Here is a 15,422-nt window from a genome sequence, read left to right as displayed (position 1 = left end):
TCAAAGCTGCTTCCCGCCTATCACTGATTCTCTTGTAATGATGTTGATATGGCAGCTAACGGAGCTTGCAAACTCGGCAAGCCGGGTGGTCAATCCTGACAAACAACATATCCGTTCGCATTCATTTCGGTGCACGCTGAAAAGAAAGACATCAGAAGCCAGTAGAGCTGAACAAAATAGGGATCTGGCGAGTGGCCCGCCTTGATGCGTGCGAGAGCCGCTTCGACTGCGCTTCTGCTGAGCGAGGACGTCACGATAAAGACCCTGCGAATAGCGTCTGGAGCGGTCCGGGCACGCGCAAACTCAACAGCAAGTTGATCGACATTTCCCCTAAGAGTACGCGGGATCCTGGTCTTCACGCCGTTATTGCTGTAGACCTTCTTCCATCCTCGGATCTTTGTCCCCATCGATTCTGCCGGCAGGCTCATCCGCTGCAGGTTTTTGATCGCCTGACTTACCGAAATATGGAACTGACCGGCGCCTAGCGAAAGGTCGCCGTGTTTGGCGTGGTAGAAAGTGATGCGAGGAGGACTGCTCGAATTACTCAATCCGATAAAGTCTGCCCATTCGTCACCCAAATCGTCGCAGACGAGAACTTCGTCTCCATCGGCGATGCTTTTTTCGATAACCCCAAATGTTGAGTCAGAGTCAAAACTTGCCTGAGCGGCCGTGAACGACCCCTTCTCGTCAGTAACACCACTGAGGAGGCTATTTGCGCGCAAATGACGCAACAGAGCGAGGCCGCCGTCAGCGAAGCCATCGTCTCTGAACAGCGTCCCGTCAATATAGGCAAGCGACGGCGAATCAAACAGCACGATGAACTCGTCTTCGCGATCAAGATACCGTCGCAATGAGAGACGATTGGGGTCCTCGCCGAGAGCACTCCTCGAATCTTCGACCTCGACGCTGGTGCTGAGAGGCAAGCGGAGATCGCGCAAGGCAATCCGCCCCTGATTGACTGCGATAGCGCCAATTTTGTCCTTGGTGGCGCGATCTACGAGATCCAGCATCTTGCCGATACCATCGACGCCTAGCACGCAGTCCAGCTCAGTCAAAACATTGTCCGTTTCGACATTCGAAAGGGCGACATAGCTGTCGGCCACCTTGCGCACCAGCCTGATATCGCCGCGATCATAGATGGCATCCACGAGACTCGCCACATCGACCGCGAATGTGACCGGACGATCCTTTCCCTGAATGCTGGCCAGGTCAATTGCTCGGGCAAACGTGCCGATTAACCTTGCTGGAGCTTCCTGAGCGTCCACGAGCTCGTCGATTACACTGGTTGCATAGCCAATCAGTGCTAGATAGCCGACCCGGTCGGATCGTTGTCCAATTCGACCAGTTGCGGGAGTCGTCGAATAATGTCCGGCTTGCGATCGAACTGTGTAGCCCTGCGGTACGTACCTGTTTGCCCCTGCGGGTCCGACGACGTTACTCAGATCGGTCGCCTCGAATGTCTTGCTACGCATGACGTCCTTTGAGATGGACATGTTGCGGAGCCGGATCTTTTCAAACACTGCATCCTTACGCGCCACAGTCATGTCGACTCTGTCGGCCGGCACTCGTCCAAGGTAACGAGTTGAAAATCCCGCGGGGAGTTCAAGCTTGGACTTGAACACGGCAACATGCCCACGATGCTCCACCAGAAGAAGGAACCCGCAAATCCGCTCCCGAATTCCCGCCTCCTCGGACAAGAACGTTGGCGTGCGCTCGTACGTAAAGCAGATCCCCGACCAGTGCGAAGCCCCAGCCCGGGCGCGGCGACGGTAGAATATGTTTTGTGAAGCTGACGGCTGGCCGGCGCGAATTCGGCGGAAGAGTTCATCCAGCGCGGCGTTGCTGAGCGAACGCTTCAACCTGTGAAAGTTGGCGGTTTTCGCTACACGAAGTGCATCAATCATCCGGCCCTCGCAGCAATAGAGCGGTGACAACGCAGCGGAGCAACACCGTCTTCATGGTCCGGGATTGACAGGTTGAAGCTTGGCGAGATTTGCCGCGAATTCAGCGTGTGCAGATTCGATAAAGTCGCGAACGGCAGCAGAAAATTCAGCCCCGGGATCTATATGTCTCTGCAAATCCGGATTGTGGGTGAGTGAGATTTGGCTCCCAATATACTGGATCAAAGCGAACTTAAGCGCTGTGTGAGCCAGTTCTTGCTTCTCGCGGCGTCGCTCAGTCAGTGACTCCCTGTCCAGTCCCAGCACTTCAATTGTTGCGCGGCCTATATCGTCAATTGGTGCTACTATCCCGAACTTTCCAAATCGGATGTGTTTTGAGGGATCATCACGGTAGGGATTCAATAGAAATGGATGCTCTAGGTTATCGAGCTGGTCGGAATCCAGCGCCGGGTCCAGCATGTGCTTCTTCGCGGGAAACTGGTCAACCTTCTTGTTGTTACAATCCTGGCAGGATGGAACGAGGTTACGCCAATCATACATCAGCCAGAAGTACCCGTCGTTGCGCGGCGTTTCCAACACCTTGAGCTTGCCATTTTCCCGAAATGAAATCCGCTTCTTGGGCCTGTAGTGTTCGCCCTCTCCGAAGAACCCGCCCTTGATCTTGATTTCGCAGTAGGCGCATTTGCCGGCAAAAACGTAATCCAGTAGCCATCGTTTCAACTCGGCCCAAACCTCACTTTTGGGCACGAGCGGCTGTCCCGGCGTATGCCCCTGAAGAGCAGTCTTCGCCGTTTTTGCCTTTTCGAACCAGGCGTTCCACGAGTCGACCTGCTCCTTAGTCCAGGACGCGCAGTTGTTTGGATCGAAGTCAATGTGACGCAATGTTTCTATCCACCCGATTTGACCTTCGCCGCGTACTTCTCAAGTTCGCCCAGCAACGCCTCCTTGTCGCCCTCAGCCTTCTCAACTGCCTTCTCAATTTGCATTCTTAGCTGCGCGTCCAGGAGGTTCGCCGCAGACCGACCCGCAGGAGTTTCACCCGCGCGGGGACCTGCCTCGAGCTCTTGCTCAATAGTCTTAAACTCGGCTTCCTCCTGGGATGACCGCTCTATGCGCCCGAGGAGCTCCGCATAGCGCTTCCGTCGCTCCTCCGTCTTCACACCTCGAGTCGTAGTTAAGCCGAACGCATTCGTCGTGAGAATTTGGTCTGCCCTGTAACCCTCAAGAGAAATCGTGATCGGTTCGACAGTAAGTTCCGCGCCGTCCCGCTGGATGCGCATCAGCTCCCCTGCCTCACTATTCGCGACCATCAGAGGGGAATGGGTTGTGGCAATGACCTGAAGCTTTGGAAATAGCTGTTTCACCTTCGGACACAGAAGTCGTTGCCACTCCGGATGCAAGTGACTGTCTATTTCATCGATCAAAAGCAGACCAGCTTCGGACTCTGGAGTTCCGGAATCCTTGTAGATGTCGAGAAGCCGTTGAAACAGCACTCCAACCCAACCGATTGTCGAGCTCATACCCTGACTAACGAAATCAAGTGACAAGGGGCCGTCTGCAGTATCCAGGATAACTTCCTGATTATCTACGTCACAGCTATTCAGACTGAGGTCAAATCCCGGCGTAAGCTCATCCAGAAACTTGAAGAACTGGTCCAGCATCGCCTGAAGGCGCGCCCGCTGGCTTTGAACGGTTACTGTCTGGGTCTTCACCCAGGTATTGATGATCCACGATTTGAGATTGGCCACTCGTTCATCCGCGCCGCCGGCCAGCAGGGGGATCACATCCTCTACCCTCGGATACGGATAGGATTCGTTATCCGTCGTTGTCACCCCCGGCCGCGTGACCCCTCGAACCGCCGGGAAACCCAGAGCGACAAGGGTACCCGCTTTCAAGGGAGGAATTTGGTCCGCCTTTACTTCGACGCGCCCCCGCACATTTCTGATAGTAGTTCGGTAAGTGATGGCTCCAACCTTGATCTCGATCGTACCGCTAGCGGCGCCAGACCGTAGCAGTTGACGGCTATAGGAGCGCGCCTTCTCGTCTTCGCCGGAGAGCGCAAGCGCGATCGCTTTCAGAACCGTCGATTTCCCGGATCCGTTGTTGCCAAGCAGAATCGTCCATGGATTTCTGAAATCGAATGCAGCTTCACGGAAAGGCCCGATATTATTAAGTCGAAGGCTCTCGAGCTTGGAGGGCACCAGAGTCGCCTCAAAAGACTGGCTGTGCGGCTGTTCTGTTCGTTGCCGCTCGACAGCTGCTTCCAACTGTCCGAGAAATCTCGGCACCTCGGGGAACCCCGACGTAGGCCGATATCGGAGCAGAGTAATGTCGTACTTCGACTGGAATCGTTCCTGCAGAACCGGCAGATCCGAGCGTTCTGGCACCAGCGCGTAGTGTGTCAGAGAGCCACTCTGCCTGATCCCGGTCGCCTCGAGGAAGTCGAGAATGCCATCCGGACTGATACCGACGAACAGCAGGTGCTTTGAGCTGAATAAGGACGCTATGAACGTCTTGAGCTCCGGCATATCGTCAAGCATCGACCCGTATTGCTTTGCAGTCACGATCAGCTTTTTCGGTGAGGACAGGTCTCCATAGAGCTTGCCCACGAAAAACTGCCTGTCGCGGATAAGCCTGCTGAAATCGGTAGAAGCGTCATACGCAAAGATGAGAGGATTTTTGCGCCTGGCGGCGCGCTCCACGAGATTGTCCGGAGTAATGGTCAGGACACCGGCCAAAGGAACAGCACCGAAAAAGTCGGAGAGCCAGGAAGGCACCTCAACTTTTTTTCCAAAGTCATCTACAATGCTCTCCTGCAGAGCTCCCAGCTTTCTGCGGCTCTCCAGCAGATCATAAGCGAGTGAATGATCGCCCTTGAGAACCTGGTTTCGCACAAGGGCCCAGTCCGCCTGCTGGTCTACGGCCTCAAGATGGGACAGAAAAGTTGCCAACAGCTCGGTCCACGTGGGCAAGCCCGCCTGTGCGGCCAAACCTCCTCCCGTAACGAGAACGCATTCACCTGCCGAACTAGCCCGCACCAGCACCTCTGGAACAATCAAAGGCGGCTGAGGCGCCGCAGGCGTCACGGTCACGCTATTGGGATCAATTGCTCTATCCAGCGAGAAACGAAGATTCTCGATCTCGCCGCGCAAGCTTGACTCGGTCCTTCGCGTCCGCATCCAGAAGAGCGCGACCACGAAAACGGCTACAATTAACGCAGCCACAACGAGGGGCGAGCTGAACTCTTTTAGCAAGATGGCTAGAAGATCACTTTGGGCTTGCACGACATGCCTTCCTTGAAGGACAGACTAACAAAACTCTAGATCTTCAAACCTTTCAGCTGGATACGTAATCCGGCGGTGATGCCTCAAACGAGGCGGCGCCCCATCACAGCGCAAAGCCGAGCTTGAGCAGAATCTGGTTGACCTTGACCAACGTATCCTTGTTCGTTCCGTTATCGTATTCAAGAGAAACAGAGGACGTTCCCGGAATGACGCACTGCGCGACGTCGCTCGTTTTCGGCGCGGAGGGATCAGGCGGCTTGCACGAGCCGAGCTTGTACTGAAGCGCGACGGAGTAATATGGAAGGTCGGCGTTCGTGCGGCTGTCGCGAAAATATTGCGCCGTGCCGATGATTGAGAAGCGTCCGACCAGCCAGTCGGGCCAGAGATGAGTTTCATCCCGGATGGGGAATAGTCCAAGGTGAGCCCGCAGAATCGCTCCGTAATGAACCGTATCGCCCTTGATGAGATTTGTCAGACCGGGCTCGGTCACGTTCATCCAGTCCGCCTCACCTCGGAACTGCCAGAAGAAGCTGTAGTACGGACTGCCGGCGCCGGTTGCGCCAAGACCAAATCTCAAGGCGACCGGCTCATAAGCCAAAGTCGCTCCTTGAATTCTGGCAAGCCCGCTAAAATCCGTTTGATAGAACGGGGACAAATACCAGAAATGATCCTGTATCAGCCATTCTGTCGTCGAGACTGCAATTCCGATATCGGTGCCGGCTCGCAACGAGCTATTCGTACCTTTCTTGGCCGGGTCTGCCCACGTCCCGTTCGCTGAAGCGAAAGGAGCGATCGCATATCCCAGTACGAACGGTTCTCGCGGATTATCCTGGCAGTGTGCCCCGAACAACAGATAGCTGGCCCGCCCGTTCACAGTTGCACTCTGTGTTTTGGATAACTGATCATTGGTATAGCTGGCCGTGGCACCTTTGGCGTCCGCGGAGCTTGAGCCGGCTTGCGGGTCGAGGTCGTAGTAGAAGTTGTCAAGTGGATCGGCACGAATGAAGAGCTTCTTGGAATAGTCCCAGCACCCCGGCTGGGTGAGCGGATTTGCCGAGGCCATTGCCCCGCTCCTCACTGGCGCGAACAAAACAGCGGGTTCGACCAAACGCTTCACAGGTGACTGCGGTGACTGCTCGCGCGAACTCGCCTTCTTAATCTTGCGGCAGGTTGCCGCGTCGGCGGCGTCCAGATCGGAGCGCGTGCAATAAGATTGCAGGTAGTTCGTCAGTTCACCGGATCGCGCTGGTGGCGCCAGAATACAAGAGAGGACGAAAGCGCTGATGCATGCAAATCTCATCGATCCAGCCCCGCCATCTGTCATTCGGATCAAGTCACGGTTTCTTCCGATAAAAATTCATGACGCATTTAACGAACCCTCCGAGCGTCTTTCCATTCGTCCGCACATCCTCTGGCCATAGAACAAGCTTGTCGGTATCGAAGCGTCCGAACGTCATGCAGTACTGCGCAAAATACCAGACCCCGTCCGGCACCGGCGCGCCAGACGAGTTAACAAGACCTCCATCAATCTTCGTGGAATCCGGGGTAGCAGGATTATAAGGCTTGCCGCCCGGCAGAGACGCCGCCGCGTGAAGAACTATGTCCTTCGCCATTCCCGACGTCATGGCGCCGGTAGAGGTCAAGTCGAACGCTCGATTGCGCAAGCGTTGCGCCCTGAGCATCATGTTGACGCCCGCAGCCTCCAGTTCCGCAGCATGCGCGTGAAGATCCCTGGCGAGGGTCCTGACGCTTCCTTTCTTGCCCGGTTTACCTTTGGCGCGAGCCGGCCTCTTCCTTGCCTTGGCCATGCCCCAAAATCCGCTCGATAGTAGTCATAAAGTATTGCAATCTAGAATATATGCATCCGTCTACGCGGTGAGTCAAAGGAAAGTTTTGCCGCGCGCAACCGAGGTCGCAATGAAGCACCTCTCCATTTGAGCGATGCACATGTACCGACGGTCGTGGCGCCTCAGACACGAAGTCCCACCCTGCCGGGAGGACCGCCCAGCTCATGCTGCAATTTTGGCAGGTAGCGATTGAAATAGCCCGGCAACCTGTGCGATGCTCTCGCTGTAGTTGAACCGTGCTGGGGGACGGCATGGACGATTTTTATACTGAAGTGATTGAGAACGACCTGCGCATTGTCAACGCTCCCCGAGCGTGGGGACAGGACCTTGGGGCTCGCAGTTCTGCTGAAGCCGCGTGCCGGAGGTTTCAGCTCCGGTCAGGCCTCGATGGATCAGGCTGCATTTCGCATAGCAATAGAGGAGATACGGCCGGACGCCGCGCGTCTTTCTAATCGCAGCAAGGTTTTATACCCCATTTCGCAACTGCATTCTGTCCGAGGGCTGAAGCCCTACGAGTGAGTGCGACAGTTTGGGAAAATTTATATGGAAGAAGAGCTCACTGATCCGCAGCAACAACGTGCCGCGGTTGAAGACGGAGTGGCCCTGTCGCTTTCGGGCGGCGGGTACCGTGCGATGGTATTTCACGTTGGAGCCCTTTACCGGCTTAACGAAGTCGGTCTTTTGGGGGAAGCTGACCCGGATTTCCAGCGTCTCGGGCGGATCCATCACTGCAGGTGCCCTGGGCCTTCTCTGGGACAAGCTTGAGTTCAAGGATGGCAAGGCTTCAAAGTTCGACCTTCTTGTCGAGCGTATTCGAGCGATGGCCGACACGACAGTCGACGCCGGTGCCATCATTGGAGGGATATTTTCCTCTCTTTCGATTAGCGAAAAGGTAGCTCAAGCCTATGATGACGTGCTGTTCAGAGGTGCCAAATTAAGCGATCTTCCTGACGACTCAAAAGGGAGCGCGCCACGCTTTGTCATCAATGCCACAAACATCCAGAGCTCCGCGCTATGGCGCTTCTCGCGGCCATACATGGGTGACTATCTGGTCGGCCTGGTGAAGAATCCCGATGTGTTGCTTTGCACCGCGGTAGCTGCTTCCTCGGCATTTCCGCCGGTCCTTTCACCTATGGTCTTGCCTATCCGGCAACGCGTGGACGGGCCGACCGGCAGTCAGCTGAACCGTCCTCCCTTCACAACACAAGCCGTACTGAGTGACGGCGGGGTCTATGATAACCTCGGTCTGGAGACAACCAAACGCTTCAAAACGCTGCTGGTCAGTGATGCCGGCCAGAAGATTGGGCCCGAAGAGAATCCGCATCATGACTGGGTGCGACACTCGATGCGTATTCTCGACACGATCGACAATCAGGTGCGCAGCCTGCGCAAACGACACCTCATCGAGTCATACAAACGTGGCGATCACACCGGAGCTTTCTGGGGCATTCGTACGTCGTTCCCGGACTACGAACTCACAAGTGATCCGCTCAAATGCGCGACCAGAGATCCGTCTGGTCTGGCCGCAGTCCCTACACGTCTGGAGCGGATGCCGCCCAAGCTGCAGAATCAGCTCATGAACTGGGGCTACGCAATTTGCGATGCCGCGTTGCGCAAACATGCAGCCGTACCATTGAAGACACAACTTGGCATCCAGATTCCTGATCCCACGGGATTTCCATTCCCCGACGAATACTGAAAAACGCGGAACCTGCAATGCACACTGGCCGTCTGCGAATTTTTGAGGCGATACCATGAGACGTCCGGCCATTATCTGTGAGGAAGTCGATCAGAGTGGAAATGTGCCACAAACAGAAGCTTCGGCTCCTCCCGATATCTTCACTTCATCGGAAATCCCGACTCCAAGCGAGCGACCACTCAGCGTCTACGCATTCGATCCCAGTGCAGGCCGGCTCGTAGGAAACTATATGACCGCCTCGGTGCGTTATGAAGCGGTTCAACCGGGACCAATCGGTGAGCGCTTTGCAGTCATCGACTATGACGGAGCGAACAAGACGTTCTACCAGCCGATCGACCTGAATGACCCGAGGCTTTTGATACGCGGCGGTCTCGCGCCCAGTGAGTCAGATCCACGCTTTCACCAGCAGATGGTCTATGCAGTGGCCAGTGAAACGCTGCAAAGATTTGAATTCGCGCTGGGACGACGTATTCACTGGCGAGGCACGAAACGTTCGGCAGACGCCGATCCGGTACCGCGCGGCGCTTCCCGGTGTCTCAATATCTTCCCCCACGCCATGTGCCAGGCAAATGCATTTTACAGTCCCGAGGCTCATGGTCTCCTGTTCGGATATTTCAAGGCAAGCCGCACCAATCCGGGAAACAATCTTCCCGGGCAGACCGTCTTTACGTGCTTGTCACACGACATTATCGCCCACGAGACGACGCACGCGATCATCGACGGTATAAGAGGATACTTCACCGAGCCTACCAACATCGACGTTCCGGCATTTCACGAAGCGTTTGCAGACCTAGCCGCATTGTTCTCGCACTTTTCGCACAAAGACTTCCTTCTTGACACCCTGGAGAAAACGGGCGGCAGATTGTTCGAGTTCCGCCTCAGGCCCGAGGTCGACTTCTCCCCCGAGTCGACAGGACCAGTGATCCAGGCGCAAATTGGAAAAGCCAATCCACTCGTTGCTCTTGCTACCCAGTTCGGAGAGGCTGCCGGCATGCGGGCAGCCCTCCGTAGCGCGCTGGGTACACCGCCAAATTCCAACGACATAAATCTCAAAACCGAACCTCACGATCGCGGATCTATCCTTGTCGCAGCGGTGTTCGACGCGTACTTCACGATCTACCTCCGCCGAACAGCCGACCTCTTTCGGATCTATCGCGCCGGGGGCGGTAGTCTAAGCCACGACGATCTCCCCGCTCCTCTTGCAGAACGCCTTGCAGCAGAGGCAAGCCGCACTGCAGAGCAGTTCTTTGTCATTTGTGCACGCGCGCTCGACTATTGCCCTCCGGTCGATATCACGTTCGGAGACTTCTTGCGGGCCGTGTTGACGGCTGACCTCGACCTGCATCCGATGGACCCGGACGGCGTTCGCGACGCGCTGATGCAGGCATTCCGGTTGCGTGGAATCATCGTCGACGGTGCCGCATCGTTTTCTGAAGAATCGCTCTTCTGGCCCAAAGTCCGACGGGATGCACTGCCAACCGTCGACGGACTTCAGTTCGGTGATCCCAACGGCTTGACGAAATCAGAGAAGGACAACAACGGAGACGTCCTGCGAGCCTACGCGCTAAAGAATGCCCGGCTGCTCGGGTTCGATCCGGACTTCGGCCGGATCCAGGCGCTTTCATTCCATCCCATGTTTCATATGGGCGAAGATGGGGGACTGTTCGTGAATATGGTCGTCGAATTGGTCCAAACCGCTCGAAGACCATTCGGCGACGCTGGCTCGGGAACCTTCCCGATGCGAAACGGTGTAACGCTCCTGATATCACAAGATCCGCCAAACGCGGACGATCGACCGCAACCGCGAATCCGGTTTGTAATCGGAAAGCTCCACAGTGCCGAGCGCGAGGATCGTGTCCGGACCTACTATGCTTCGACCGGGCGGGCAATCAGCCAGAAGATTGACAATGGCGCTGTCGACGAAACCGGAGACGACGCTCGTTTCCAGCTCGATTTTGGCTTGTTGCACGCCGGAGCTTGACCATGGCACTCGCAAAGAAATCCTCGTCCAAAAGCAAGGGCAATAATGCAAAGGCCCCCGGCAAGAAAAGCGACAACAATCTCGAGGTGCCGGAGCCCGGCAAGAAAGCGCATTCGTCCGACGGCGACGCTCCTTCCAGCGAACGCGTCAAAGGGTTGCGGGTGCGGATGTATCGTGTTGGCTTTGGCGACTTCTTTCTCCTGAGCGTGCCAGCCGATGGCGGAAGAAGCGAGCATATTCTCATTGATTGCGGCGTTCATTCGCAGGATCTGGGGAGCATCCGGGACGCTGTGGAGCAAATGGCAGAAGAATGTGGGTCCAGACTGGCCCTCATCATTATGACTTACCGGCATGCCGACCACATTTCGGGCTTTGCGAGCTGCAGCGACATATTTAGCAAATTCACGGTCGACCGTGTCTGGATGCCGTGGTTTGAAGATCCGAAGAACGGTGCGGCGATGGCCTTTCAGGCGAGCCTCACCGCAATGGCTGGTCAACTATCCATGAGACTGGCTGCGCGGGCGGACGACAGCTCGTTGATGCTAAAGGATATGGTCGACAACATCACAGGCGGATTTGCTGCCGCCGGCGGGGTCTCAAAGAACCAGAAAGCTCTCGACGTCCTGCACGGCGGGTTCAAGAACCAGGCAGACCATAATTATTACAAGGCCGGCGACCAGCCGGTCCTGCCCAAGGTTCTCTCCGATGCTGGACTGTCGGCCACAATCCTGGGGCCACCGATCGATCCCAAGTTGATTTCGCAAATGACCAAGAAAAGCCAGCAATACCTGATGGGGGAAACTGAGACAGACGACGAGCCTGTACGCCCGTTTGCCCGGGCCTTCTATACCGACAAGAGCGGCTATCCCCTTGACGCATTCAAAATCTACGACGATCAGGCGATTGTGCGCCTTGTGAATGACGCCCAACCCGATGTGCTGGCGGCCCGCGCGAAAGCCGCAGACAACACGTTGAACAATCAAAGCCTCGTGGTCCTGTTCAACTTCCAGGGAAGGCATCTGCTGTTCGCTGGTGATGCCCAATGGGGCAACTGGGAGAATTTCCTCTACGGCGGCGCGTACGGCACTCCCGGACATACGGAACTAACGGTGCAAGCGACGTCGATCCTGAACAAGATCGATTTCTACAAAGTTGGCCACCACGGCAGTGCCAACGCCACACCCAAGGATGCCGTCGCTGCCATGCGAATGGGGTGCGTTGGAATGTGCTCCACCCAGATCCACGCCTACAACGAGGTTCCGAGAGAGCCCTTGCTGGAGGCTCTCCGCGGACGCATGAATGGTCAGTTGGCCAGAAGCGACCAAGTCGACACTCAGGAATACAAGGCAGAGAAGACAGCGGGATCGCTCCCGAAAGCGTTCAAGCGTTCGACCTCCGGGGAATTGTTTATCGACTATGAATTTAAATAGCGAAGCTGCATCTGGTCATGAAGCTGAATAAATTCTTTGAGCCTCAGTGTAAGTCAGAGATCCCGAAACGGGTCTACGCACGACTGATCGACTGGCACAGGAAGCAGTACGCTTTGTTCGACACAGTGGACGCGGACTGGTTCGATAGCGAGAACTCTCCAGCGCGCGGGCAAATGAGCATTGACCGCTGGAGGTCACTTTTTACCCAAGCTCTGGTTTACGCAATCGAGGTCAATTCGCGGCTGGGCGAAGATGTCCTTGCTCTTGAGTGGCTCAGAGTCTGGTCGAAGAGGTTGCCACTCTGGCTTGAGCTTCAGGTCTTACCTGATGAACGTGGCCCGGCAAATCTCTATGGCAACATCAACGGACCTCCGTCGCGCGTGAGGTTCTTTCAAGACTCCATTAAGCAGGACGCTCTGGACACTCTGCGAAGAGTGACTGACCTGTCACCTTACGCAAAACCGGACGAAAGCATCCGGCAAGCACTCCCGACCGACGGCCTCGAAGACGTTTTTGTTCTGGATGTCGGACAAGGCGCGGCGAACGCACTGGTCACCAAGTCCAGGAAAGTACTGGCATATGTTGATCTTGGATCGGGCGTGCTGGCAGATGCCGGCACATGGCCACCTGCAATGACCGGGATCTGCCTCAAGGACGATCCGTTAGTGGTACTCACGCACTGGCACTATGACCATTTTCACGCCGCCAACAAATTTACGACGGCTCTAAGCCGGACCTGGATTGCTCCATTTCAAAAGATTGGACCCGGCCCCCAATCGGCCATGGCAAACAGCATCATCCAAAACGGCACCCTGATGATCTGGAATGGAAAAGGCATTGTGAGGAACGGGGCAATCGAGCTTGAGCGTTGCACTGGCTCGACCGGAAACTTCAATCGCTCGGGCATTGCGGTTTGGGTAAACGGACCGGACAAAAGCGACGCTCCTATGCTCCTGCCTGGAGATGCGGGTTACGCTGATATCCCATCCTTGAAAGGTTCGGCGCCACGCTCGATCACGTCACTAACTGTTTCTCATCATGGAGGACAGGCTGCAGGCCCGGCTCCCTCCAGGCAGAACCTGCCGGTTGCCCGCGCAGCGATGTCCTTTGGGAACAACAACAGCTATAAGCACCCGCTTTCGCGGTCGCTCAAGAAACTGAAGAAGGCGGGTTGGTCTATCGGCTTTCCGAACGCAAGCCAGGACGATCGTCGAACCGAAGATCGTCAAAATGGACTCGGCACGATTGATCTCCGCTGGAAGGGGTCTTCTCTCGGGACCTATTCCTGCAACTGCGGCTGTTCGATTGCCCCGACGCAGTAGACACTCTGGCCACCAGACGGCACGCAATTGCTCGCGAGCTCCTCTCAAGCAACAGATCGAGCGGCCGGCCTTACGTAAGGTTGGCCGCATCCTGTTTGTATCGACGAAATCGCAGTGTGGCTCGATACTCCGGTGAGGATTTGAGTGCGGGGCTGGCATGCCACCATGCCACAGAGATGAATGCTTCGTGGCGATGACCCAAGCCAGATGCTTCGTTCTATCGCGGAGTAGAACCGATTGAGCTAGCAATTCGCAGCACGTGGCTCGACTCCGAAGCAAGACTCGATCGCCCCGTGAAGGCCGTGCTAATCCGTTGCAGATTTCACTGAGCTGCGAGGCGTTGCGTGCATACTATTTCTCGCGATAAACTTTACCAACAGGTCTGGTCAAGGCCGATGACCAAAGTCGCAGCGGAGTATGGCGTGACCAGTACGGCTCTCAAGAAAACCTGCAATCGTCATAAGATCCCCACTCCCGAACGAGGATACTGGGCGAAGCTCGGGCATGATAAACCCGTTCGCCAAGTATCGCTCCCGATGCTGACCGACACCAGGCTTGATCAGGTGCACATCTCCGGCGTTACCGCGCAACACCTGCCGGAACAGGTGATCAAGGCGGGGACGGAAGCCCGGGAGAGGTTGATGACGGCGTCTGAGCCTCTTGCTGCAACGGGCCTGACCAGTTCACGGGTGGAGGAGCCCCCGATCCTGGGCGCAACGCAGAGGGCAATTTCCAAAGCCCGCCCCGACGCGGAGGGTTTCATAAACGCCCAAGGGCGCGGCATAGTCTCTACGAAGATCGCACCAACTACAGTCGACCGGACACACCAGCTTCTGGCCCGCCTTTTTGTCCTTGCAGAGACCGAGGGATATCGCCCCAAGGTCAGCGAGAACGGACTCGAGCTCGCCGCCGACGATGTGTCGATTGCCTTTGGAATTGAAGAGCGGCCGTGCAAGACACCGCACGAGCCGACCGCGGCTGAATTGAAGCGCAGGGACGATAATCTTCGTTACGGCCTATCGAGGGCCCCTTGGCCGAAATACGACTATTCGCCGTCCGGTCGGCTGTCCATCGTCATTCACGCCAATTCCTGGTCAGGGCTCCGCCGCACCTGGTCGGATGGCAAGACGCAAAAAGTTGAAGCCATGCTACCCGAGATCATCGCAGGCCTTGTTGAGCACGGGGCGTTGCTCAGGGAGCGCCGGCGCGCCACCGAGGAGAGTGAGCGCAAACGACTGGAAGCGGAAGCCCGCCGCAAACGTGAAGAAGCCTTCAATTCGCGCGAGAAGCGACGCCTCGGGTTTGTCGATGCAGTCCATGAGCAACTTCTTGAGCGATCAAAGCTCTCTGCCGTGCTTGCGCATCTGGACCAACCCGCGATTGATGGAAAGAACCCTGCAGAGAATATCCTGGCGTGGATCCGACGACGCATTCAGCAGATCGATGCTCTCACCAGCCCGGAGTTTCTCGATCTTTCGGCCAGATCAGCAAAGCTTGGCTTCGTCGAACCACCAAAAGACTCCGACAGCGAATACGCAGGCGGTTACTACGCTTACCCGTCTTCCCCTCGCCTTCAATTCTGGTCAATCGACGAGGAGAAAGAGCTTGCGACACCAACGGGCCCGCTGGAATGGGCGATCCATGCTGGACTTTTGCCATCAAGTGAAGGCTCTCCAGCCAAAGACGAGACGGCCGAGGCCGCACCACCGCCGCAGCGCTGAGATGCACGGCGGCTCCCCATTTGCCCCCCGATTTTCCGTCATCACCTCATGACGCTGGCCCGAACAAGGCGCACATGCCGTCCCTGGCCAGCGCTATTGACAAATCGCAATTAAGGAACAAAATAGGAACATGAGTCGGCTTGCTCGAACCGCGACGTCAGCGTCTCCGGGACATTCAGTCTTGCCCAGACCTCACGCGGCCTGGGTTAGCCTGCGGAGACACGGGTACGTCCGGCG

10 protein-coding genes are annotated in these 15,422 nt (G+C 56.3%); 5 read left to right on the top strand and 5 right to left on the bottom strand.

Annotated features, from left to right (window positions below; all coding sequences use genetic code 11):
• Positions 1-89: 89 nt before the first annotated feature.
• From ACSHT2_RS00200 to ACSHT2_RS00180, 5 genes are all read right to left on the bottom strand, one after another.
• Positions 90-1,904, bottom strand: a complete 1,815-nt coding sequence (locus tag ACSHT2_RS00200; RefSeq protein ID WP_440639812.1) for a hypothetical protein — start codon at positions 1,902-1,904, stop codon at positions 90-92.
• 51 nt (positions 1,905-1,955) lie between these two features.
• Positions 1,956-2,783, bottom strand: coding sequence for a hypothetical protein (locus ACSHT2_RS00195; RefSeq protein WP_440639811.1), 828 nt, complete (start codon positions 2,781-2,783; stop codon positions 1,956-1,958).
• A 5-nt stretch (positions 2,784-2,788) separates the two neighbouring features.
• Positions 2,789-5,053: an AAA family ATPase gene (locus ACSHT2_RS00190; RefSeq protein WP_440639810.1), complete on the bottom strand. Its 2,265-nt coding sequence runs from the start codon at positions 5,051-5,053 to the stop codon at positions 2,789-2,791.
• A gap of 235 nt (positions 5,054-5,288) precedes the next feature.
• Positions 5,289-6,518, bottom strand: a complete 1,230-nt coding sequence (locus tag ACSHT2_RS00185; protein ID WP_440639808.1) for a hypothetical protein — start codon at positions 6,516-6,518, stop codon at positions 5,289-5,291.
• A 1-nt stretch (position 6,519) separates the two neighbouring features.
• On the bottom strand, positions 6,520-6,993 hold the full coding sequence (locus ACSHT2_RS00180; protein WP_440639807.1) for a hypothetical protein: 474 nt from the start codon (positions 6,991-6,993) through the stop codon (positions 6,520-6,522).
• Positions 6,994-7,678: 685 nt separating this feature from the next.
• On the opposite strand from ACSHT2_RS00180, the gene ACSHT2_RS00175 reads away from it, so the two are divergent.
• The 5 genes from ACSHT2_RS00175 (at position 7,679) to ACSHT2_RS00155 (ending at position 15,185) form a co-directional block, all read left to right on the top strand.
• Positions 7,679-8,731 (top strand): patatin-like phospholipase family protein, encoded by a 1,053-nt coding sequence (locus tag ACSHT2_RS00175; protein WP_440639805.1) that lies wholly within the window; start codon positions 7,679-7,681, stop codon positions 8,729-8,731.
• A 55-nt stretch (positions 8,732-8,786) separates the two neighbouring features.
• Complete coding sequence (locus tag ACSHT2_RS00170) at positions 8,787-10,712, top strand: peptidase M4 (RefSeq protein ID WP_440639803.1); 1,926 nt, start codon at positions 8,787-8,789, stop codon at positions 10,710-10,712.
• Positions 10,713-10,714: 2 nt separating this feature from the next.
• Complete coding sequence (locus ACSHT2_RS00165) at positions 10,715-12,142, top strand: MBL fold metallo-hydrolase (protein WP_440639801.1); 1,428 nt, start codon at positions 10,715-10,717, stop codon at positions 12,140-12,142.
• Positions 12,143-12,159: 17 nt separating this feature from the next.
• Positions 12,160-13,464 carry a hypothetical protein gene (locus ACSHT2_RS00160; protein ID WP_440639800.1) on the top strand — a complete coding sequence of 435 codons (1,305 nt, stop codon included), beginning with the start codon at positions 12,160-12,162 and terminating at the stop codon, positions 13,462-13,464.
• A gap of 395 nt (positions 13,465-13,859) precedes the next feature.
• Positions 13,860-15,185 (top strand): hypothetical protein, encoded by a 1,326-nt coding sequence (locus ACSHT2_RS00155; protein ID WP_440639798.1) that lies wholly within the window; start codon positions 13,860-13,862, stop codon positions 15,183-15,185.
• Positions 15,186-15,422 lie beyond the last annotated feature (237 nt).

Origin of the sequence: Bradyrhizobium sp. PUT101, assembly GCF_052043945.1 — a bacterium.
Lineage (GTDB): Bacteria > Pseudomonadota > Alphaproteobacteria > Rhizobiales > Xanthobacteraceae > Bradyrhizobium.
The sequence above is the reverse complement of the archived record's forward strand: the minus strand, read 5'-3'. Positions and strand labels throughout refer to the sequence as shown.